Origin of the sequence: Shewanella sp. SM29 (assembly GCF_025654245.1) — a bacterium.
Taxonomy (GTDB): domain Bacteria; phylum Pseudomonadota; class Gammaproteobacteria; order Enterobacterales; family Shewanellaceae; genus Shewanella; species Shewanella oncorhynchi.
On sequence record NZ_JAKKRN010000012.1, the window covers coordinates 115,111 to 137,832 of the forward strand.

15 protein-coding genes are annotated in these 22,722 nt (G+C 46.7%); 4 read left to right on the plus strand and 11 right to left on the minus strand.

Features of this window, described 5'->3' with window-relative positions; translation table 11 throughout:
- Both L5L77_RS10645 and L5L77_RS10650 read left to right on the plus strand, forming a co-directional pair.
- Nucleotides 1-2,019 carry a MacB family efflux pump subunit gene (locus L5L77_RS10645; RefSeq protein ID WP_263185681.1) on the plus strand — a complete coding sequence of 673 codons (2,019 nt, stop codon included), beginning with the start codon at nt 1-3 and terminating at the stop codon, nt 2,017-2,019.
- 7 nt (nt 2,020-2,026) lie between these two features.
- Nucleotides 2,027-3,490, plus strand: coding sequence for an efflux transporter outer membrane subunit (locus L5L77_RS10650; RefSeq protein WP_263185682.1), 1,464 nt, complete (start codon nt 2,027-2,029; stop codon nt 3,488-3,490).
- A gap of 145 nt (nt 3,491-3,635) precedes the next feature.
- Here L5L77_RS10650 and L5L77_RS10655 read toward each other — a convergent pair whose 3' ends face one another.
- From L5L77_RS10655 to L5L77_RS10700, 10 genes are all read right to left on the minus strand, one after another.
- Nucleotides 3,636-4,778, minus strand: coding sequence for a site-2 protease family protein (locus L5L77_RS10655; RefSeq protein WP_173913176.1), 1,143 nt, complete (start codon nt 4,776-4,778; stop codon nt 3,636-3,638).
- Between the two features lie 231 nt (nt 4,779-5,009).
- On the minus strand, nt 5,010-5,387 hold the full coding sequence (locus L5L77_RS10660) for a DUF4144 family protein (RefSeq protein WP_028759298.1): 378 nt from the start codon (nt 5,385-5,387) through the stop codon (nt 5,010-5,012).
- A gap of 233 nt (nt 5,388-5,620) precedes the next feature.
- Nucleotides 5,621-7,309, minus strand: a complete 1,689-nt coding sequence (locus L5L77_RS10665) for a DUF342 domain-containing protein (RefSeq protein ID WP_105251492.1) — start codon at nt 7,307-7,309, stop codon at nt 5,621-5,623.
- Nucleotides 7,310-7,788: 479 nt separating this feature from the next.
- Nucleotides 7,789-8,832, minus strand: coding sequence for a methyltransferase (locus L5L77_RS10670; protein WP_263185683.1), 1,044 nt, complete (start codon nt 8,830-8,832; stop codon nt 7,789-7,791).
- Between the two features lie 171 nt (nt 8,833-9,003).
- A complete protein-coding gene (locus L5L77_RS10675; RefSeq protein ID WP_263181650.1) occupies nt 9,004-10,326 on the minus strand; it encodes an alkaline phosphatase in 1,323 nt (440 codons plus the stop codon).
- Between the two features lie 74 nt (nt 10,327-10,400).
- Complete coding sequence (gene gshB, locus L5L77_RS10680) at nt 10,401-11,354, minus strand: glutathione synthase (protein ID WP_168826802.1); 954 nt, start codon at nt 11,352-11,354, stop codon at nt 10,401-10,403.
- Between the two features lie 93 nt (nt 11,355-11,447).
- Nucleotides 11,448-12,179 carry a 16S rRNA (uracil(1498)-N(3))-methyltransferase gene (rsmE, locus tag L5L77_RS10685; RefSeq protein WP_263185685.1) on the minus strand — a complete coding sequence of 244 codons (732 nt, stop codon included), beginning with the start codon at nt 12,177-12,179 and terminating at the stop codon, nt 11,448-11,450.
- Nucleotides 12,180-12,187: 8 nt separating this feature from the next.
- The gene (gene endA / locus L5L77_RS10690; protein WP_411569154.1) at nt 12,188-12,964 is read right to left on the minus strand and encodes an endonuclease EndA; all 777 of its coding nucleotides are present in this window, start codon (nt 12,962-12,964) and stop codon (nt 12,188-12,190) included.
- A 129-nt stretch (nt 12,965-13,093) separates the two neighbouring features.
- On the minus strand, nt 13,094-13,753 hold the full coding sequence (locus tag L5L77_RS10695) for a SprT family zinc-dependent metalloprotease (protein ID WP_263146801.1): 660 nt from the start codon (nt 13,751-13,753) through the stop codon (nt 13,094-13,096).
- A gap of 158 nt (nt 13,754-13,911) precedes the next feature.
- Nucleotides 13,912-15,066, minus strand: a complete 1,155-nt coding sequence (locus tag L5L77_RS10700) for a hypothetical protein (RefSeq protein ID WP_263222699.1) — start codon at nt 15,064-15,066, stop codon at nt 13,912-13,914.
- A gap of 330 nt (nt 15,067-15,396) precedes the next feature.
- On the opposite strand from L5L77_RS10700, the gene blaOXA reads away from it, so the two are divergent.
- A complete protein-coding gene (gene blaOXA / locus L5L77_RS10705) occupies nt 15,397-16,221 on the plus strand; it encodes a class D beta-lactamase (RefSeq protein ID WP_105251500.1) in 825 nt (274 codons plus the stop codon).
- 164 nt (nt 16,222-16,385) lie between these two features.
- Here the strand turns inward: blaOXA and L5L77_RS10710 are convergent, their stop codons facing one another.
- Nucleotides 16,386-17,297, minus strand: coding sequence for a LysR family transcriptional regulator (locus L5L77_RS10710; RefSeq protein WP_105251501.1), 912 nt, complete (start codon nt 17,295-17,297; stop codon nt 16,386-16,388).
- A 121-nt stretch (nt 17,298-17,418) separates the two neighbouring features.
- Between L5L77_RS10710 and L5L77_RS10715 the strand changes: the two genes are divergently transcribed.
- On the plus strand, nt 17,419-21,972 hold the full coding sequence (locus L5L77_RS10715; protein WP_219235753.1) for a biotin carboxylase N-terminal domain-containing protein: 4,554 nt from the start codon (nt 17,419-17,421) through the stop codon (nt 21,970-21,972).
- The last annotated feature ends 750 nt before the right edge of the window (nt 21,973-22,722 follow it).

A 22,722-nucleotide genomic window follows, 5' to 3' on the forward strand; every position in this document is an offset into this window, starting at 1 on the left:
GTGACAACGGCATTACTTGAAATTTCAGGTTGTTATCGCACTTTTCAGGCGGGTGAGCAGCAACTCACTGTGCTGAAAGATGTGAACTTGTCGATTGGCCGTGGCGAGATGGTGGCGATAGTTGGTGCTTCTGGCTCGGGTAAATCGACCCTAATGAACATTCTTGGTTGTTTAGATAAGCCGTCAAAGGGCGCGTATTTTATCAACGGCCAAGATACCTCGACTATGGACGTTGATGAGTTAGCACAGCTGCGCCGCGAGCACTTTGGTTTTATCTTTCAGCGTTATCATTTACTGGGCGATTTGACCGCCATAGGCAACGTCGAAGTGCCTGCTGTGTATGCGGGTAAAGAACGCACGGTTCGTAAAGACAGGGCCGAGCATTTGTTAACGCGTTTAGGCCTTGGCGACAGGCTTGACCATAAACCCAATCAGCTCAGTGGCGGACAGCAACAACGGGTCAGTGTGGCGCGCGCTTTGATGAATGGCGGCGATGTGATCCTTGCGGATGAGCCAACAGGTGCACTTGACAGTCACAGCGGCGAAGAAATGATGCAGTTGTTGCAGGAGCTGCACAGCGACGGTCATACCATCATTATCGTGACCCACGATATGCATGTGGCCCAATATGCCGACCGCATTATCGAAATCAAAGACGGCGTGATCATCAGCGATGAGCGCAGTCAGGATAAACAAACGGCTAAGCCACAAAGCTCGACGTCGCAAAGCTCAACGTTACAAAATACGGCGTCACAAAAGCCTAACGGTGCAGTGGCAGCAAAAGATGGCTCGCGTGCGCGGGTGGCTTCGTGGGACAGATATGTCGAAGCGCTTAAAATGGCGCTGGTGGCAATGTCGACCCACAGGTTACGTACTTTCTTGACTATGCTCGGGATTATTATCGGTATCGCCTCTGTGGTTTCTGTGGTGGCCTTAGGTGAAGGCTCGCAGCAGGCCATTCTCAAAAGTATCAGTTCGATGGGGACTAACACGATTGATATTCGCCCCGGTTCTGGTTTTGGCGATAGACGCTCGGCGCGGGTACGCACCTTAACCGCAACGGACGCAAATGCTCTTAAAAATTTACCCTATGTTGATAGCGTAACGCCAAGCATTGGCTCTACTGCAACGGTTCGTTTTGGTAATAAAGCGGTATCGGCATCGGTGAATGGTGTGGGGCCTGAGTTTTTCCGTGTAAGAGGGTACGAGTTAGCGCAGGGCCAATTTTGGGATGATGCTAGTGTCGCATCGCTCGCCCAAGATGCGGTGATTGATGACAATACCCGTAAGGAGCTTTTCCCTAACAGTGCAGCCGACAATAACTCGGCGATAGGGCAAGTGATTTTCCTTGGAGATTTACCCGTACGTATCATAGGTGTGACTCAACCCAAAGAAAGTGCTTTTGGTAACAGCGATGCGCTTAATGTGTGGGTGCCTTACACCACAGTTTCTGGCCGTATGGTGGGTAAAAACTATTTGGATGGTATTACCGTTCGACTCGATGAAACTGTGCCGAGTAACGCGGCGGAGCAGGGCATTATCGCGCTACTTAAAATGCGCCACGGTACGCAAGATTTCTTCACCATTAATACCGATACCATTAGGCAGAACATCGAAAAAACCACTGCGACCATGACCTTACTGATCTCGGCTATCGCGGTGATTTCCCTTGTCGTTGGCGGAATTGGGGTGATGAACATTATGTTAGTGTCTGTGACTGAGCGAACCCGTGAAATCGGTGTTCGTATGGCGGTGGGTGCGCGCCAGAGTGATATTTTGCGCCAGTTCCTTATCGAAGCCATTTTAGTGTGTTTGTGTGGTGGCACCTTAGGCATCGCCTTGTCCTACTTAATTGGCGTGGTGTTTGCTCAAACGGGAGGCAGTTTCCAAATGATTTATTCCACCACCTCCATCGTTGCCGCCTTTGCCTGCTCGACCTTAATTGGTGTGCTATTTGGTTTCTTACCCGCCCGCAATGCGGCGCAGTTAGATCCCGTTGATGCACTAGCCAGAGAATAATAACACCATGAATACTAAACTATTTAATCGAATATTTTCGCCTCGTAGCTGTGCTATTGCTGTTTGTACGGCTTTGGGACCTGCTCTGTGCATAGCCCTGTTGAGTGGTTGTGGCAGTGTTATGCGTTCAGACTTTGAACCACCCGCATTGGCTATTCCCGAACAGTGGCAAAACACCACAGTGAATGAGCAAGTGAGAGTTGATCCTTGGTGGCAGCAGTTTCATCAGCCCGAGCTCGATAAGCTGGTCAGTCAAGTGTTGAGCACTAACAATGACTTAACCCTAGCGACCTTAACGCTGCGTAAGGCACGCTTGCAGGCAGGACTAACGCGGGATGATCTATACCCACAGTTATCGGCAAACCTTGACGCTTCCCGTAATCAGCCACTGGAGGGTGGCGATGCGACTAAGAGTTATCAAGCAAAATTGTCCGTGAGTTATGAGGTGGACTTGTGGGGCAAAGTGTCGGCCAATATCGACCAAGCTCAATGGGCGGCGCTGGCGAGCGCCGAAGATAGGGAAAGTACCACCCAAAGCCTAGTGGCGACCACCGCATCCTTGTATTGGCAGATAGGTTATTTAAATCAACGGATTGATTTAAGCCAAAAGAGTATCGAGTACAGTCAGCAAACGCTGGCATTAACCCAAAGGCAGTATGATTCTGGGGCCGTGACGCAAGTGAATGTGCTTGAAGCTCAGCGCAGTATGGCGGGACAAGAGGCCGCCCATAGCCAGCTTATTCAGCAATTAACTGTGGCTAAAAACGCCCTCGCGATATTACTCAATCAAGCGCCAGCCGCTGATCCAGTGCAGAGTTTAGCTTCAGGGGGAACTTGGGTTGAGATTAAGCAACTCCCCGACGTAGCAGTACCTGATGTTAGCGTGGGTGTACCCGCAGATTTATTAGTGAGACGCCCAGATGTGAAGGCCTCCTTGTATCAACTGCGCTCCGCCTTGGCGAGTAAAGATGCGACCTATGCGAGTTATTTTCCAAGCCTGAGTTTAACCGGCGGTGTTGGGGAGTCGACCTCTGAGTTAAAAGAGTTGTTACGCAATCCCGTTGGCAGTTTAGGCGCAGGGCTAGTCTTGCCCTTTTTGCAGTGGAATCAAATGCAAATCAATAATGACATTGCCGATATCGATTATCAAACCGCAGTGGTGAATTATCGCAAGACGCTTTATTCCGCCTTTGAAGATGTCGATAACGCGATTTCGGCTAAGCAGCAATATCGTTATCAAGGGGAGAAGTTGGCACAGCAATTCAGTGCCGCGGCGGCCGTTGAAGCCATTTATGAGAGCCAGTATCGCAATGGCGCTATCGGTATTCAGAATTGGATTGATGCCCAAGAGAATCGTCGCAGCGCCGAGGCGGCTTTACTCGAGAATCGTTACAACCAACTCACCGCCCAAGCGACGCTTTATCAAGCCCTTGGTGGCAGTGATATCGCCCCGCCTTTGGCAAAGGAATAGCGCATTTTTGTAAAAGCATCACAGCGCGACATAAAAATAAAAAACCGCTATTAATAGCGGTTTTTTGTATTGCATCACTCTGGGCAAGTGCAAGTGTTAGCACTCGTGCTAGTGCCTTTGCGCTGCGTTTAGCCGTTAAGCCAAATTAGCTGCGGAGTATTTGCAGCGGCAGACTGAGCATATCATCGCCGGTTCCGGCTAAGTGCCAGATGATGCCGACTAAGGCGCCAACTGTGAGTAAATACCAAATAACCGAGAAGATTTGCCCGTATCTGTCTAATGGCAGCAGATGGCTTTGATGACGAGTTCGCCACTCGAAGATGATTTCTAAGCTGCCGATCAACAGTAAGAAGCCCAATAGGGCTAAGCCTAAGGTGTAGCTGATATACACTCCGAAAGCGGCACCGGCGGCGCAGGCGACCAAGCCCATAATGCTGTTCATCGAAAAGCTGATGCTCTTTAAAATATGGCCGCCATCGAGTGGCAGAATAGGCAATAAATTAAATAGGTTAAGCAGCGCATTAAAGGCGGCAAGGCCAGCAAAAAACACATTACCCGTTGCGTGGTAAGCAATCAAGGAAGCGATGGACATCAAGAGCCCAAAGGTTGGCCCCATGATGGAAATCACCACATCTTGCCAACGCGTATTAATTTTCTCATCGGAGAGCGCGAGTCCGCCCATAAAGGGAATAAGGTAAATCCCTTTGGTCTTCATCCCAAAATATTTCATTGCGCGAATATGGCCATATTCGTGAAATACCAAACAGGCGATAAGTGCGAGGGCGAATTGGAAGGAGAATAGCCAAGAATAAGCGGCAACACTGGCGCCCGCTAACACTACCTTTATGACTTTAGCGCTTTTTAACAGCTTAAAGCCGAGGGAGGCGAGTCCTATCATGCTGATTTTTTGCTGCTTAACGATGGGCGTTTCTGGTGTTTGGCGTTCGATATCTTTCTCTGTCCGTCGCCCTTGGTCGATAATCTTGTCATCCATCAGCAAGCAGTAATCGAGGCGGAAAGGCTGCCAAACGAGATCGGTTTCGAGGCGAACTTGGATTTTAGCTTCTGTCATGGCGATGGCTTGCTCACCACTTTCTGTCACCAACGGGCTGCTGTGGTGAGTGAGCTCAAAGACATGGACTTTAAGGCCGCCATTATCGACGGAAGCTTCTTTTTGTGAGACTAAGGTGTTGTCCCAGTAGAGTTGTTGCCAGCCCGCGAGCGAGCCTTCTAAGCGCAGTTGTTTGCCTAAGCAGTCAATCTTAAGTAGTTCCAATTTCGGTTCCATCTGTTTGTATATTTAGTGCCAACTTAAACGTCATCCCTTGAGTCGACGCAGAAAACGGTTATTTTGGAGTGCATCTTAAGCGCTTTACCGTCTGGCTTAGCGCTGTTACACCGCGGCAAATTATGCCTGTGAATTGATTATGAGGATATTAGCTTTTAAGGTCATATTGTTTTTTATTGATTAACTGAGTCATTGATAGCCATTTATTATGGCTTATCATGTGCTTGCTGTTTATTCATCGAGGGTACGAACAATTTCGATTCCTTGGGCAATTGTCGTGAAAGCCAGTTTAGCGACACAACATTGTCCTAGTGCTTGGGCATGATTTTGAACCCATTTGATAAATTCATTGAGTGGCAAATCCTGTTTTTGGCGCAGTAATCGAGGTAATTCGCCAACAGGATCTTCATGGATTTTTTGTGGACAGGCACTGATAAGGTATCGCTGCCCTTTGGAGTCTAATAATTGATCGGTTTCGATGAAGTGATGCTGATAGAGACAGGCCAGTTCGAGCCAATCTCTTTGATGTTCTAGGTAAAGTAATTCGTCATTTTGAGTCAGTTTTACAATCGCTGGCCATTCAATACTCGACATCTTAACGCTAGTCATTTCAGATCCTTAGGAAGTTTAAAATGGGCTCTGAGGTATTCTCTGAGATCAATCGGCGGCAGTAGACAAGGATTAGGATTTAGCAAGAAGGTGACTTGGCATACTGCTGCGTGCGTTTATCTGTGAGCAGTATGCCACGCTTGGAGAAGATAGATAGAGGCCAGAACGAGTTCAGAGGTTTGGCTGCCGAGCGAAAGCCGCCTCAGCACTGGCGTTAAGAACCCTAGTGAACCTTATGTGCTCGGTGCAGCTTTGGCCTTGGCGTTATAGTCAAAGTTAATCTCTTGATTAACATTGGCAATACAACAAGTGCCATGTTCACGTGCCGTACGGTGATTTGCTGGACCTATATGCAGCTCAACGTTAAGGAATACGTGTTTAAGCACTTCGATACGGTATTTTTCGTAGTAGCCTTCGACTTCTTGTTTAAAGGTATCGAATTCAAGCTCTTCACGGGTACGTTCGTCCATGATGCGATTCTTCTCATCAAGCATCATCTTTATTTGCTCAATCATAACCGCGTCAGCTTGCCATTCTGACTTTGGGGGCAGTTTATTGAGGCGAGCCTCGATATCTAAACTAGCGACGACCATAGCTTTAACGCTCTCATCGAGTAGCTTGAGATCTTGCTTGAGTTCAGCCTGTCCCATTGCGCAGTAAACGTCAGTTTTAGTCCCTGCCGTTGCACCTATGACAACCGCCGTGATGCCTTTTTCAGCGTGTGCGACTCCGCCAACCAGATCACCACGACGACCGCTAGGATCGCTGACCGTTAAACTGCCGGCGGTTTTAGTATTACTGTGCAGCAACTGTTTAGTGACTAAGATATTACCTTTGGCAACTAATTGAGAATATTGCACAAATTGGGCGCTGATCTGCCCTTGAGAATAGATATTGGTAGAGTATTCATTGGCTTTAATCTGGCGACCAATGATGCCTTTACTCACAGTGACATCACCTTCTGCTTCAAGGGTGGCGGAGTCCACAAACCCCATCACGGTAATATCGCCTGAGCTTTTAACTATCATGCCCTCGTGGACATCACCTGTGATTAAAATACTGCCCTTGAAGGTGACATGGCCTGTACTGATATCGACGTCTTTAAGTTGCAGTACATCATCGACATTCATACCTGTACGGGTTTCGACGGGTTGCCCCGGCACTGTGGCGATCAGCTTATTGGGATCTTTGGGATGAAAAGCTGTGCCTGTACCCACTTGAAGCACGGCATCCTTACCTGGTTTTTGTTTAAGGACTTCGCCCTTGATGTTGTAGCCCGGAGTGCCTTCGGTGGCTAAATGTTTAACCATCAAGAGATCATTGGCTTTAACAACGATCATTGCGCCTAAATTGCGCATATCGACACTGCCATCTTCGCGCTCTTGTGGCTGAAGCAAGCGTTCGCGCGCAAGGAATACTTTGCGTTCTAGTACCGCATTGAGTCCATTAACAGGGGCTTTGCCTTGGGCTATTTCACTTTGGCAGATTTCCCCTGGCTTGAGTGTGCTGAGTTGCTTTAGTAGAGCTTGAATTTTGAGTTTGCTTAGCCCCATGCAGACGTTGTTTTTTTTGAGATGAGTGAGGATCTCTGGCAAATCTATCTGTTTACCACCCCATGCTGCGGTAAGTTTAAGACTGGCTTGCATTTTATCGGGACTAATCTCGATAGCTATGCTGCCATCGCGACGTTCGGCCAAAGTAGTATAGAGCTCAAATTTTCCATCGTCTTGATTACAAAGAGAGTTGATTTTAGCGACGGTTTTAGTAATGGCTGGCTCTAGCGGAAACAGGGCGGCGAATTCAGGTAAAGACAACAGGCGCATTATGTCTTCATGGGTGACTGGACCATGGACATTAGGGATCAGGCGCAATTCAGCTTTTGTCTTATCGCTGTTTAGCTCTATGAGTTCAGGGTCCAGCATAGGGGCATTCCTAGTAATTGCGTTTTATTCTTGTTAAGAAGCTGTTTTGAGTATAACAGTAGAAACTTAGGGTAAAGAAGCCTTTTTGGCTGCAAAATCAGCAAATGTTGTCATTTTGTTGTTAATGGTCTATGAGTGAATTTTAAAATAGTTTTTTATAAAAAATTGAGTCTTATAATCAGTGTTATCTCTGGTTTTATAACAAAAATTACTGAATAAACCACAACTTATATTGATTTTAGGTTTAACCATTATTTTGATGTTTTAAATCGAATCCCTATGTTAGGAACGGCTGTTGAGTGACTATAAGTGAGGAATTGTCAGAATCGCTGGCATGCGGCAGATCACAATATTGAATTTTGTAACACGATGAAAGGGAGGTTTTATCTAAAAACAAACAGGGATTGGGATAAGAGTGAGTGGCTGGGTTGCCAATAACGCGCTTCAGCGAAAGCATCTGCGCGTTATTAATCAAACATCTATTTGTGCTGGAAGTAATACAACTTGTACTTGTTGTTATCGGCAACCACTTTCAATTGGCCAAATTCGGCGGCGATAATATCGGAATAGGGCAGGTGGCGATTGGCGACTATTTGCCAAATACCATTATGTTGTAATTGCTTAGCGCTATCGGTGACAAAGTTCTGCGCTATGCTGGTGGTGCTGGCGAGGCCATCATGAAACGGCGGATTAGAGATAATGCCGTTAAATTTTCCTGTGGTTTGCGCGAGCCCATCGGATGGATACACTTTGGCTGTCATGCCATTGGCCGCCAAGGTGAGTTCGCAAGAAGCTAACGCCATGGCATTAATATCAACGCATTCTAGGGAAAGGCTCGGTTGTGCTTTTAGTAGAGCGGCGGTGATCACGCCTGCGCCGCAACCAAAATCGAGCACTCGACCCGAGAGTGTTGGTAGGTGTGACAATAATAATTCAGTGCCGAGATCTAACCGTTTTTCGCTAAATACCCCGACTAAATTACAGATACTGATCTCGCCTTGCGGCGTTGTGAGTTGATACTGACTGACCCAGTCGCTAAGTTTCATTGCCGGGGCGCTGCCCTCTAAATGGCTACCAAACAGCAAGCAGTGGCGGGCGTTATCGAGCTTCATCCCCGTCGCAAAATACTCAGGCAAGAGTTTAACTAAAGACTTAATCCCGCCTTTGTTTTCCCCAACCACTAATAGCTGGCCGTTAGTCACAAGATGGCTGGCGGCGAGGTTAAATAGATAAGGTGCGAGGGGTTTAGCCTTGGGGAAATAAACGATAATCGTATCGTACTTTTCTGGTTTAATTGGGTCTTGATGTGGCAGTTCGTGGCCGAAGTAGCAACGCAGTTTTGAATTCGCGTGCGGCGCTAAGTGTAAATAATGGTGATAATCCAAGGCGAGGGCATCGACCGAGGCCGCGACATCGAGCAGGGCTTTTGGCAGTAGATCGGCTTCATGATTGAGCACTAACACCTTATGTTGGCTTAGGCTGTCTTGATTACGAATAATGACTTGCGATGGATTAGTTAACACAGTTACAGGCACCTATAAACTTAAGTGTGGGCATTATACCCGTTATTCACGCCCGAGCCAGTTTGCATCGAATCACTGCACTAAGACCTAATAAAATCCCTAATAAAAAAAACCAATAAAAAAGGCAACTGCATTATGCGGTTGCCTTTAATGAAAGGAATCGATTAACGCTTAGCTCTTAGGTTTCTTCGGTTTTGGCAATAAGCTGAAAATCTTATTGGCGATATCAGTATTGTCTTGATGGCCGTTAAACAGCTCAGATGCGGGACCTGCGGCAAACACTTGTACGTCTGTGCCTGTGTGGCCGTCGGTTGTCCAACCTGTATCAGTTCGCTTATCAATAACATGGCGAATTGCAACCGCTATGGTTTCTAATCCCTGCATTCTGGCGACCGTTAATTTTGCGATTTCTTCTTCGTTGAGCTCAAAACCTAAACCGCGGGCAAGATCGGCCTGCCATTGTTCACCGCTGATGGCGGCTAAGGCTAATGTGTCGGTACTGGCTGAAATGTTACGTAGGATTTCAGGGTTCCAGTTGTAGTTTCCATCGACGCCAATCGATAGGCCACCGGTGTTATGGTCGGCGGTGATCACCATCAGGGTATCAGGATGTTCACGCACGAATTGCTCAACCACTTCAATGGCATTGGAGAATTCATCCATCTCACCCATAGCAGTGGCGATGTCGTTATTGTGACCCGCCCAGTCGATGAGACTTCCTTCGACTAACAATACAAAACCTTGGTCATTCTGCGACAGTAAACTGAGCGCTTTTTGGGTTAAAGTGCTGAGTTTTTTCGCATCTTTTTCATCAATCGCCCAAGGTAATTGGACTTCGGCAAACAAGCCTAGCACTTTAGGTTGGGTGATGCTGGCGAGATCTTCAAAACGAGTAATATGTTGATACCCCTTGGCTTTAAATTGCGCTAATAGTTCAGGGGTAAAGTATTTTTGACCACCGCCTAAGAATACATCGGCGTTGGTTTCTAGATAGCTGAGTGCTAAAGCGTCGTAGTTTTTACGGCTCTCGTTGTGGGCTAAAAAGGCTGCAGGCGTGGCGTGGTTTATCTGGGATGTGACAGCCACACCTGTGCTGAGGCCAAGGGATTTGGCTTTTTCGAGTATGGTCGGCAGCGGTTGCTTTTGGGTATCGACCGAAATCGCCCCATTGTAAGATTTAACGCCAGTGGCGAGCGCAGTTGCTGCCGCGGCTGAGTCGGTAACATAACCACTGACACTGGCGGGATAAGTGCTCGCCATACCTACAAGTAAACGGTCGAATACGGTTTGTTCGACTTCCTCTGTGTCAGGATTATCTTTGTAGTAACGGTAAGCGCTAGTGTAAGACGGTCCCATACCATCACCTATCATGATGACAATGTTTTTGGGACGCGACGGTGCTTTCGTTGGACCTGTTTCTATGTTGGCCCAAGTCGGAGTCGATAGTAATAAACCTATGCCGAGTAACAAGAATGGCGCTTTGGTGAAACTCATATCAGATCCCTAGAAAGTGGCTAGGCGCTTGTGATGTCAAAGCGCCTTAAATCAACAAACTCGTTGGTAAATTTTTATGCTTTGGTGTTAATGCGTGCTTCAATAGCATCCATTAACATGCCTGTGATGTCGACATCAAATGCTGCTTGGATCTCACGGATACAAGTTGGACTGGTTACGTTGATCTCAGTCAGCTTGTCACCAATGACATCGAGGCCGACAAAAATCAGTCCACGCTTTTTAAGTTCTGGACCAATGGCGCGGGCAATTGCCCAATCGCTGTCGGATAAAGGTTGAGCCACACCGCTTCCGCCTGCCGCTAAGTTACCACGGGTTTCGCCTTTCATTGGGATACGCGCCAAGGCGTAGGGCACAGGCTCACCATCGACCACTAAAATGCGTTTATCGCCTTTGGTTATCTCAGGGATAAAGGCTTGCGCCATGGCATATTGTTGGCCATAGCTGGTCAAGGTTTCTATGATGACCCCAAGGTTTGGGTCGTCCTGCTTCACGCGGAAAATCGAGGTGCCGCCCATACCATCAAGTGGCTTAAGAATAATATCGCCCTTCGCTTGGTGGAAAGCGCGGATACGTTTGGCATCACGGGTTACGATCGTTTCTGGCGTGAATTCGCTAAACCATGCGGTAAACAGTTTCTCGTTAGCATCACGTAAGCTTTGCGGCTTGTTAACGATCAACACGCCTTGTTCTTCGGCGCGTTCAAGCATGTAAGTTGCGTAGATAAACTCAGTATCGAATGGCGGGTCCTTACGCATTAAGATCACGTCGAGTTCGCTCATCGGCGTGTCTGTAGCTTCGCCGAGTTCAAACCATTTGCTCGCATCATTGAAAACAGTTAACGGACGCATATTGGCCATAGCCACACCGTTGACCATAGCAAGATCGGCCATTTCCATATAAAACAGCTGATAACCTCTTTCCTGCGCGGCCATTAACATGGCAAAACTGGAGTCTTTCTTAATGTTGATCTCACTGATGGGGTCCATCACTATGCCGAGTTTTATCATTAATCTGTTCCTTATTTGTCGCCGTTTGCAGGCAAAAAAGCATTTATTGGATAATGGGGTGCCATACCACCGCTGTGTGCGGTTGTGGACGGTCTAGCCTAAATCACCAAATCTGAGTTGCAGTGCCGTAATGGCGGTGAGCGAGGCGGTTTCGGTGCGTAGCACTCTGGGGCCAAGCAACACATCGGTAAACTGATAGGTTTCTGTCATGGCGATTTCTTCCGCCGACAAACCGCCTTCTGGGCCAATTAATAGTCGCACGCGGGTATGGGCTAAATCTAAACCATTGATACCGTGTGCGGCACGTGGATGCAAATTGAGTTTAAGCGCCGAGGTCGGCTCACTGCACCAATCGTGCAAGTCCATCGCTGGGCGAACCATGGGCACTTGGCTGCGTCCCGATTGCTCACAGGCGCTCACGACGATCTTCTGCCATTGCTGAATTTTTTTCTCTAGGCGTTCACCGTTGAGTTTCACACCGCAGCGATCTGAAAACAGCGGCGTAATCGTATTTACGCCAAGCTCGACCGATTTTTGAATGGTGAACTCCATTCTATCGCCACGGGAAATCACTTGGCCTAAGTGCAAGTTGAGTGGTGACTCAGATAAATTGGCCTCACAGGAGAGCAGTTTTACTGTGACATGCTTCTTACCTGCGTCAACAATTTCAGCAAGATAATCATTGCCATCGCCATTAAATAGACTGATATGTTCGCTGTTGCCCATGCGTAGCACCTTGCCGATATGGGCCGCGCCATCTTCGTCTAAGTTCAACTGTTGATTGATGGCTAATGGCTGAGGTTGATAAATTCTTGGGACTCTCATTGTCGACCTTATTCGGCTAATTGTTGACGCTGTGGTGGCGCATTACAGGCATTCTGCACAAAGGGGTTATGGTTACCTTGGGTTTGCGCTATGGCGTTATCACGTTTGCACTCAATAGTATCAACTGGATAGGTTTTATCCCATGCCTTAAATAATTTTAATTGGCTTGAGGCGATTTTAAGACCATAGGTCTGCTGCATATATAGGTAGGTTCTGGCTATCTTACCGCGGGTATTCGCGGGAGGTTGTGCTTGACGATTCTTAAAGTCGACTACCATAGCACATTGGCCATATTGGTCGGCCTTACCGTTCCATTGGCTAAATCGGAAGTTGCTGCGATCGCCATTGACCTCACCAATTGCGGGTACCAAATTATGCATGTCCGATTCCATTTTATTAAATTCATTACTGTTATCGGTACAGTTTTTACGGCCGCCCTTTTGCCAGCATTGGAGTTGATGGCCAAATTCCCAGGCGGGGACTATGTGTTCCCACTCGATACGGTTGGCGCGTGTTTCCTGTTTACGGACTTGATAACCACAGCTGGCGAGATCGGGTTTCCACGATTTGCCTTTGATCTGAATTTCACAGCCACAGTAAAAGCTGACTGCGGGCAGAGTACCTTGGCGACTGCCTGCGTAGAGCGCCTGTGACTTGGTTTTCGCTTGGCTGAAACTGCTGGGATGTGACACTGAGGCACTTGCGGGCACAGATAAGGTCGCCGCCCAAGTGATTAGGCACAACAAAAGTCGCCGTGAATTAACGGTTAAAGAAGCTATGTTCAAAATTTATCCCAAAATAACAAACACTACGCGAGCCTTTGGCTCGTCTTTTATGGCGTGATGGTAAGGGAAATATCGCTGTTTATGCAAATTGAGTCGTACTTAGGTGGGAGTTTTGTTTGCTGAAAGTCGCTAGATCGCAGTTAAATGGGTCTTACAGCGTTTACAAATATAACGACTTTCACCACGCAACACCTTGTTATGGCGGCGAATACTCAGTCGAATCGGTCCACAGGCGCAGCGATACTCAACATCGCGACTCGTAACTGAAGTGGTATTAAAGCTATGTGTGGTACTCGGATTGACCTTAAATACCGTTAACATCAAAGATTGCCATTCTTTACCGTGGGGCTTGGTTTTGCCAAAAAGCTGAAAACACAGCAAATGACAAATTTCGTGGGGGACGACCTCAGTCAGAAATGCCTCGCTGTTTTCGCGTAGCAATACAGGATTGAATCGCAAGCGATTCTGTTGCAGATGAGCTGTACCCGCACTCTTACCCCTTAAACTAAATTGAGTGACTGGGCGTGGAAAAGTGCGCTTAAGCGATATCTCGGCCTCTTGATAACAAGCTTCAATTCGCTCTAGTACTTGAATTTGTAGTGACGAGAGTGGGCGTGATGAACCGGTGAAAATATGTGCCTGAGCCGGATTTGGTGCTGGTGGACTCGTTATCACCTGCGACTTATCTTGGCTTTGGCCCAAGGCTGCGTACGTCGATTTTGTCAGCGGGGCAAGTGCTTCACTGCTGCGACGGCGTAAGGCATTGAGTAAGTCTGCGGGTTTCAGCATAGGGTTAGCGTTGGATCTCGTCGGTTAAAGATAAAATTGAGTGCTTAAAACTTATCGGTGATTAAGCCTGCCTAAGCGTTCACATCAGAAGCGTTCGCATCATAGCGAACGCTATCTGACAATGCTAGTTTCGGCCAGTTTCAGCCAGTGTGACTTGGCTATAAACTCTCTGCCGCCTGCATCACCATAGTGCGTACTTGTTCGACTATGGCTTGCTCAGTATTGGCATCATAGCCTTTGACTCTTGGTGTGTGAATGTGGCCGACCTTGGCATGGCTATTAAACTTTTGCTGCAAGACTATGGCGTGATAGGAGATTTCATTAGAGAGATAACCGCCGCCAGAACCTTCGACTGAGGTTTCGTTTTGCAGTTCGTTTAATGAGGTCGCGCTAAATTCACCGCGGGCAAGGGTAGTGACAGTATGGTTATCATTGACTTTCCATTGACCATCTTTGACTTGCATAGCCGAAACAGGCAGTGAAAATTCCACAAATTCGGGGCCGATAAAATCTTTACCATTAAGCTTTGGGGCAACGGGTGCGGTTTTCGTGCCGCCAGTGAGTACGTTTTGGTTATCGGGCGCCGCTGCGCTGCGATTTCGCCCTGGGAAACGTTCGATATCAAAATCAGTTCGGCCCATGCTAACGGTGAATACAAATTGGGTTTTGGGATCGCGATAAATCGGGCTCAATAGCGACTCGATAAGTCCTTGATCAAAATCTGCAAAACGTACTGGCACCATAGCGGTTTCTATTTGCGCCGTTTTACCATTAATATCAAAGCGAAAACCATCCAAGGCGAGGGCAACTAGACCGGAAGGATTACTCTGGGTGATATCTTTGTCGAGGAAGAAAGGATCGAAACCCGTGAGGAATATTTTGATTTGGACATCATCACCATATTGAATATCGCTAAAACCCCGTGATGCCTTTTCAACCGCACTCATTAATATGTCTTGTTGCCAATCGGCCATTTTAAAGTTGGCGCTGGTGGTTTTTAGACTATTAAGCATGGCAAGGCGAGCCCAGTATAAAGGTCGGTCGTCAAAATGCCCTGACTGTACATCGCGGACAGCTTGTTGCCACAATCTGTGTCCTTGGCGCGCCGCTAATTGGGTGGCGTCAACTTCGTTTTTCTTTGAACTCAGCTGAGCCAGACCATCGTCAAGTGCTTGATAGCGAGTGACTACGTCGCCTATGGTTTTTTCGGCTGCTGGTAGGCGGGAAACTTCAACGTCACCAAATAACTGCACGGCACTGGCTGTAGTCATTAAGCTGGTGGTGAGGATGAGTGTTAACACTGGCTTCAACATGTTTGGCTTCCCTGTAGTGATTAGACGTTATTCATTGGAAATAATGATTATTTTTTTCGTGCGGATAGTCTCTTATGCCAAAAAGTATGCACTACAAGCTGAGGGTAATAAAGTTAAGCTCAGTGATCTTTGTCATCTTATGCCAATATCTTCTATCACAAATCATGTGGTGCTGGCATTAACCCATCTGCAACAGTGCAATAGGGTCTAGTTTGCCTCTTTTTTGCCACAATTGGTCAGCAGTTTGCTAGGGCTTGCCAAAACCCTAAGTGATAGCCTTAATCACTTTTTTAGTTCATTGGATTGGTTGTTTTTCTACAAGGAGACTTTATGCGTTTGTTCACCATATCGGCTGTGCTGGTGATGTCGTCTATTTTAGTGTCGTCAAGCTTAGTGGCGCCGACTTTTGCATCTACTACAGCTAAGGAGTGGCAAGAAACCCGCAGTTGGGATGCCAGTTTTACTCAGCACCAAACTAAAGGCGTAGTGGTGTTATGGAATGAAAACAAGCAACAGGGATTCACTAATAATCTTAAACGTGCCAATCAAGGTTTTTTACCTGCATCGACGTTTAAAATTCCTAACAGTTTGATCGCGCTAGAGCTTGGCGTGGTAAAGGATGAGCATCAAGTCTTTAAGTGGGATGGTAAAAGTCGAGATATCGCAACTTGGAATCGTGATCATAACCTTATTACTGCAATGAAGTATTCGGTTGTGCCTGTCTACCAAGAGTTTGCTCGCCAAATTGGTGAGGCGCGTATGTCGAAGATGATCGCCTCGTTTGATTATGGTAATGAGGATATTTCGGGAAATTTGGATAGCTTTTGGTTAGATGGTGGCATACGAATTTCTGCTACGGAGCAAATCGATTTCCTACGTAAGCTTTATCACAACAAGATACACGCTTCTGAGCGCAGTTTACGTATTGTTAAGCAAGCCATGCTGACTGAAGCGAATTCTGACTATATTATCCGTGCGAAAACCGGTTATGCAGTCAGAGCGGAGCCAAGCATTGGCTGGTGGGTAGGTTGGGTTGAACTCGATGATAATGTATGGTTTTTTGCGATGAATATGGATATTCCCGACGCCGCAGGTTTACCATTGCGTCAAGCCATTACTAAGGAAATCTTAAAACGGGAACGCGTTATTCCTTAGCCCATGCTAGGTAGCGTAAGCATAGCGTATCCAAACCTTGCGAGAATTGCGTATGACGCTGCCTACTTAGCTGACATCAATCGTGATACTGAAAGCCTAGACTCAGATCTAGGCTTTTTTATTGGGCTTTCTTGAAACAGGCTTCCTTGATGCGACGGGAAACGTTAACCCATTAGGGATTGCAGGCTTTCTTGGCTGCTGAAGCGTTTTACAAAGAAGTCTAAGAAGACACTGATGTTGGTGGCCAGTTGGCGTCGGCTCGAATAAACCCCATAAACCTTAAAAGGTTCAATCGGCCACTCCTGTAAAATCGGTACTAGCTGTCCATTAGCAAGTTCAGTCTTACAGGCTGAATTGGATAACATGGCGATGCCAAAATCATCTATGGCTAATTGCTTCACCATTATCGGGCTGTTGACCCTCACTTTACGCTGAAAGTTCGCCATGGTTTTACGCGAACCTTTACCCAATGGCCAAATTGGTGCTGAGCGAGAAGTCCCCAATAAAATCCCACTGTGCAGGCTGAGTTCCTTTGGGGTCGCGGGTGTGCCTTTGAGTTTTAAGTATGCAGGGCTTGCCACCAAAATTGGCTGGCGTTCAAACAGTAATCTTGCGACTAAGTCCGACGATTGAAGTGGACCATATTTGATGGCTATGTCATATCCTTCACCGACTAAACCAATATCGTTGTCGGTAAACTGGACATCCAATTCAACATTGGGATATAAACGCATAAATCCGCTACAGAGGTTAGCGATAAGTTCTTGGCTAAATGACACTGGGATTGCAATACGTAATGATCCTGACACATCATCGTGAGTATTCTCGATAACTGCCTTGGCCGCTTCTACCTCATTGCGAATCGAATCACAGTGTTGATAAAAGAGTGCCCCGATTTGGGTCAAACTCAAATTACGGGTGTCGCGCTGTAGTAATCGCACGCCAAGTTGTTCTTCTAGCTGCGCGATTTTGCGACTTATGGTGGATTTTGGGTGGCCGGTTTCACGTGCAGCTTGGGAGAATCCCTTCGCTCTAACTACGGCTGCAAATAGCATCATACCGTTTAAATCTGGCATGTTATTCCCACTGTCTCATATTTGGAACAAAGCGTCCTATGCAGTTTAATGGCATTTGACGGGATAACAAAGTTATATTTATTGGCTAAAAATTTTCAGAGGCTAAGCAGAGGATCTTTTGATGACCAGCAATAATCAGCCCAAACACATGACTCAAGCCCAAACGCCCGATCCGCTTTTTTTACAGGCCGAGCATTTGGCAAAAGATTTTTCTCTGTTTCCTAAGCACAGTAAACAGAGTTTATCGGAAGAAATTAAAGGTCTTTTAAATGAGGATGCTATTCAAGCAAACTTAAAAGACTTGGCATCTTTAGATGTCGACGGTTACGTTGCTAAAGTGATCCAGCCGACCCAAGATAAAGGTCGTCCTGGTGCAAAACGTATTATTGCCGATCTTAAAGGTCGTTTGATTACGGAAACTCACTTGGGCTCTTTTTACAGTGCTGAGGTCGAGCTGAACTTTGGTTCACGCACTCGTCGTATTGGCTTTATTGCCCAAGAACGCACTACAGCTAACGGTGCTTGGATGCCTGAGCATCATTACGCCGCTTGTAAAGCAATTCGTCATTTCGCCGAATTGTCTATGCCTATTATCTATTTAATTGATACCCCAGGGGCGGATGCTGGCGAAATCGCTAACAGCCAAAACCAAGCGCATTCAATTTCTAAAGCCATCGCAGAAAGTGCCAATGTTGACGTACCGACAGTCGGTATCGTAATTGGTGCTGGTTATTCTGGTGGCGCAATTCCATTAGCGGCTGCGAACATTCTGTTGTCGTTGCGTGACGGTATTTTCAACACGATCCAGCCACAAGGTCTGCAAAGTATTGCCCGTAAGTACAACTTATCTTGGCAAGAATGTGCGAAATCTGTGGGTGTATCACCAGAAGAGCTTTATACCTCAGGTTGTATCGACGGTATCATCGACTTTTCACCGGGCGATCGCGACGAGCGTCAGCACAATCTGCGCCGCGCTATTATTAGCAGCGTAGAAGCGGTTGAGCGTGCAGCGATGAATTTTGTGCGTGAATCTAAAGATTTACGTGAGCATTATGATCGCAGTTTAACTCGTTTCCTTAATCCATCTAAAAACTTGATGGCTTTGGAACTGAACGCAGAATTGGCTGTGGCAACGAGCCCGACCAGTCACCATAACTTGTTCGGTAGCGCCTATCGCTATTTGCGTTATTTAACGCTACGTAGCCGTATCCATTCTATTTCTCAAGAGCAATATGGTCGTCTGTCACGTGCTAGCGTGCCAGAAGGTGATCTGTTGGCACGTATTCAACAGGAACAAGACCGTGTGTTCCAAGCTTGGTTGTCTAACCCTGACAAGCTAGTTTATGACGAAGATTTGAATAAATTATGGACTAACTTTGTCGCTAAACGTGACGAAGTCTCTACCGAGCGTAACATGCTGACACGTTTGATTTTGGGTGAGCCAAAAGAGAACTATAAAAAAGCACGTAAGGCGCTGTTATTCAATATCAGTTGGTCTTTATATCACCGCTGGAAAAGCAATGCGGCTAACAACTTCAAAGGGCTCATTCAGCACTTAGAAAGTTTGCCAAAGTCTGTGACTCAAGCTAAATGGCCTGAGCTGAATCAGCTGACTGTGCTGGACGTGGTGGTAAATGAAGAGCTGCGTGAAGACTTTATTTGGCAATGCCATAATATTCTGATCTTCAATGCCTTGTATGACAACGTTGTGGGCAGCTTAGCGTCAATCGCGAAAGAAGCCATGATGTCGAAGAGTTTGTCACGTAACTCAGTGAACAACCTGTTGCACAAGTCAATTGACCATGCATTGTCGACGCAAGATACCTCGAACGACAAAGCTAAGTTCTATAAGTGGCTCAAGTATTTTATGGGTCAATCGAACCGCGCCGATTTGCTGGTGCGAGTAGAGCAGTGGAAGAGTGTGGGTTTCCCACAACTTAACGACAGTCTATTCGTGGTACTGACTTACTTCTTCGAGCGTTTACTGCCTGAGTATTTCGATAGTGAAAGCGATACCAGCAAGTACACTGGCGCGATCAACCCTGTGCGTATCGGTCGTCGTAAGGACTTCTGGAACCGCTTGACCATGGGTTATCAGGATCTATTGATCCAAAAAGTGCTGCGTGACGAAAAACGTAAAGGCAACATGACTTGGGAAAATGTGGTGAAGCAGTTCTTTACCCATTTCGAAGAGATCAACGGCGACAAGATGTCGGCTAACTTGCTCAACTTCCCAGGCTTCCGTTTATCGATTGAAGACGCATTAGATAAAGGCATTCGCCCATGTGGTTTGATCACAGGTATTGCTGACTTTAAAGAAAAAGGTCAAAAAGTGCGTGTGGGTGTGGCTGTGTCTAACACCGCATTCCAAGCGGGTGCATTCGATATGGCTAGTGCTGAGAAATTCTCTGCACTATTGATCGAGTGTGCTAAGCGTAAATTACCCGTTGTGTGCTTTATCAGTTCAGGTGGTATGCAGACTAAAGAAGGCGCCGCGGCGCTATTCTCTATGGCTGTGGTGAACGATCGTATCACGCGCTTTATTCGTGATAACGAATTGCCAGTACTGATGTTTGGTTTTGGTGACTGTACCGGTGGTGCGCAGGCGAGTTTTGTGACTCACCCATTGGTGCAAACTTACTATCTGTCTGGTACTAACATGCCATTCGCAGGTCAAATGGTGGTGCCAGCTTACTTACCATCAACGGCAACGCTTTCTAACTACTTGTCAAAAGTACCTGGCGCAATGGCGGGCTTAGTCCATAACCCATTCAGCGACAATTTAGACTCTCAGTTAGCAGGTATCGATCCTCTGATGCCAATGCCTTCGGCAAAAATTAACGACGTGATCATCAATGCACTGTCGACCTTAGTGGTTGAAGCTACTGTTGAAGAAGAAGTGATCGTGCAGAACGATCCACGTAAGTTAATGAAGCCAATTAACAAAGTATTGGTTCACGCCCGTGGTTGTACTGCGGTGAAACTTATTCGCAAGGCGCATGACAATAATATCAATGTGGTATTAGTGGCGTCGGATCCTGATATGACGTCAGTCCCCGCGGATATGCTTAAAGAAACTGACAAGTTAGTTTGTCTTGGTGGTAACACCTCGGACGAAAGTTACTTGAACGCATACTCAGTGCTGAAAGTGGCCGAATATGAACAGGTTGATGCATTGCATCCAGGTATCGGTTTCCTATCAGAAAGCCCGCAGTTTGCTGCATTGTGTGTGAATAACGGTGTTAACTTCGTCGGTCCTAGCGTGCATTCAATGACGACTATGGGTAACAAGTCGAACGCAATTAAGACATCGCAAGCGCAAAACGTACCTGTTGTTCCTGGTTCGCACGGTATTCTGACCAATGCTGAACAAGCCGTAAACGTGGCGAGCGAAATCGGCTATCCAGTACTGCTTAAAGCGGTACAAGGTGGTGGCGGTAAAGGTATTCAGGTTGTAAAACGTCCTGAAGACATGATTGGTTTATTCCAAAAAACCGCAACTGAAGCGGCCGCCGCCTTCGGTAATGGTGACTTGTACTTAGAGAAGTATGTGACATCACTACGTCACATCGAAGTGCAGTTGCTGCGTGATAAGTTCGGCAACGCGAAAGTATTAGGTTTGCGTGACTGTTCGGTTCAACGTAACAATCAAAAAGTGGTCGAAGAATCTGGCTCAACTATGCTGCCGGATGAGCTGAAGCGACAAGTGCTGGCTTATACCCGTGCCTTAGGCGACGCGACCGATTACATGGGCGCAGGTACCGTTGAGTTCATCTATAACTTAGATGCAAACGAAGTCTACTTCATGGAAATGAACACGCGTCTGCAGGTTGAGCATCCAGTTACGGAAGCGACTTCAGGTATTGATATCGTTAGCGCGCAGTTTGATATTGCTGCTGGCCGTTCGATTGCAGCGTTAGAACCGAAAGAAATTGGTTATGCGATGGAAGTACGTGTGACGGCTGAGAAAGCGGCGCTTGATAGCCATGGTATACTGCAACTGATCCCAAATCCGGGCAAGATCACTGAGTGTGTGTTCCCAGAACATCCAGATGTGGAAATCATTTCGATTGCTGCGCCAGGTAAAGAAGTATCGCCATACTACGATAGCTTGATTGCGCAAATCATCATGCGCGGTGAAAATCGTGAAGATGTGATTGCCAAACTGTATGAATACTTAGACAGTGTAGTGCTGAAAGGCATCGCGACTAACATTCCGTTACTCAAGCTGATCCTGAAAGATGGTACCTTTAACGAAGGTGTTTACGATACTAACTATCTGCCACGTTTAATGGCTGAGCTCGATATTCCTGCGTTGATCGCAGAAATGGAAGCTGCCGCTGAAACTGTGGAAGTGGACACTGAGTCACTGCGTGTTGGCGAAAGTAACGAACTGAAAGTGTTAGCCCAAGGCGCAGGTATCTTCTATACCTCTTCTGCACCGGGTGAAGCGGATTTTGTGAAAGAAGGTGACATAGTCACAGTCGATCAAACGCTAGCACTAACAGAAGCGATGAAGATGTTCTCGCAAGTGACCTTAGCTGGCTTTAACCGTCAGAGTGCGATTCTGTACCCTGAAGATAAGAAGTATCGTATCGAGCGCATCTTGAACAGCAATGGTCAGCAAGTGTCTCAAGGCGACTTACTGTTCGTGGTCTCGCCTGTTGAAGAATAAGTTCAGCGTTTAACGCCATAGCTGAATGAGAAAATACCCGCCATTGGCGGGTATTTTTTTACTTCTAAATTATTGCCACTAAATTTTCTGTCACTAAATTTCCTGTCACTAAATATAGGTAAGCGAACATGTCACTCTTAATGTGCATGACGTCTTTGATAAATCAACTTAGCTTTATATAGATAAGCTCATCGCTAACAAGTGGCCAATATCAGCTTTGTGCAATACGGCCTGTATCTCTGATTAAGTCGGCAAAGAGTTTCTTTAATTTATCGTTCGCCCATTTATTAGAACAAGCTGCATCAAGAACCCACCTCTTGCCTCGAGAATCAACGGAATCTCCGTGCTTTATTCGTAGTAATAGAGGTTCATCAAACCTCATTTTAAGTTAAAACTGAGTCTAAAATGAGCGGGGTGTGGATAACTTTGGGGATAAGTGGTGGGTATCTTGTGGCTAGATTAGATCATTAGAATTAACTGCAAATTTCCTTAAAATAGGGGTTGCACAAAATCCTCTGCTGCCTATAATGCGCATCCACTGACACGGCAGACAGCGTTAAGCAGCCTGATGTGACAGTTCATCGATGAGTTTACTGATTGATGAGTGTTGAGAAAGTTTGCAAAAACTCCTTGACGCGAAACGGGAAATGCGTAGAATACGCAGCCCTAGCCAACTGGAAGCGTTCGGCGCTCAGTGTGGTACTCAAGTTCTCTTACGAATATTGAGTTGCTCTTTAACAAGATAAAACA

Coding starts and splice junctions, on each gene's coding strand:
- rsmE (WP_263185685.1), bottom strand. CDS start 12,179: ATGAGAGTCCCAAGAATTTATCAACCTCAGCCATTAGCCATCAATCAA.
- L5L77_RS10665 (WP_105251492.1), bottom strand. CDS start 7,309: ATGCTGGACCCTGAACTCATAGAGCTAAACAGCGATAAGACAAAAGCT.
- blaOXA (WP_105251500.1), top strand. CDS start 15,397: ATGCGTTTGTTCACCATATCGGCTGTGCTGGTGATGTCGTCTATTTTA.
- L5L77_RS10700 (WP_263222699.1), bottom strand. CDS start 15,066: ATGTTGAAGCCAGTGTTAACACTCATCCTCACCACCAGCTTAATGACT.
- L5L77_RS10660 (WP_028759298.1), bottom strand. CDS start 5,387: ATGACTAGCGTTAAGATGTCGAGTATTGAATGGCCAGCGATTGTAAAA.
- L5L77_RS10715 (WP_219235753.1), top strand. CDS start 17,419: ATGACCAGCAATAATCAGCCCAAACACATGACTCAAGCCCAAACGCCC.
- L5L77_RS10675 (WP_263181650.1), bottom strand. CDS start 10,326: ATGAGTTTCACCAAAGCGCCATTCTTGTTACTCGGCATAGGTTTATTA.
- L5L77_RS10655 (WP_173913176.1), bottom strand. CDS start 4,778: ATGGAACCGAAATTGGAACTACTTAAGATTGACTGCTTAGGCAAACAA.
- gshB (WP_168826802.1), bottom strand. CDS start 11,354: ATGATAAAACTCGGCATAGTGATGGACCCCATCAGTGAGATCAACATT.
- L5L77_RS10650 (WP_263185682.1), top strand. CDS start 2,027: ATGAATACTAAACTATTTAATCGAATATTTTCGCCTCGTAGCTGTGCT.
- L5L77_RS10695 (WP_263146801.1), bottom strand. CDS start 13,753: ATGCTGAAACCCGCAGACTTACTCAATGCCTTACGCCGTCGCAGCAGT.
- L5L77_RS10710 (WP_105251501.1), bottom strand. CDS start 17,297: ATGCCAGATTTAAACGGTATGATGCTATTTGCAGCCGTAGTTAGAGCG.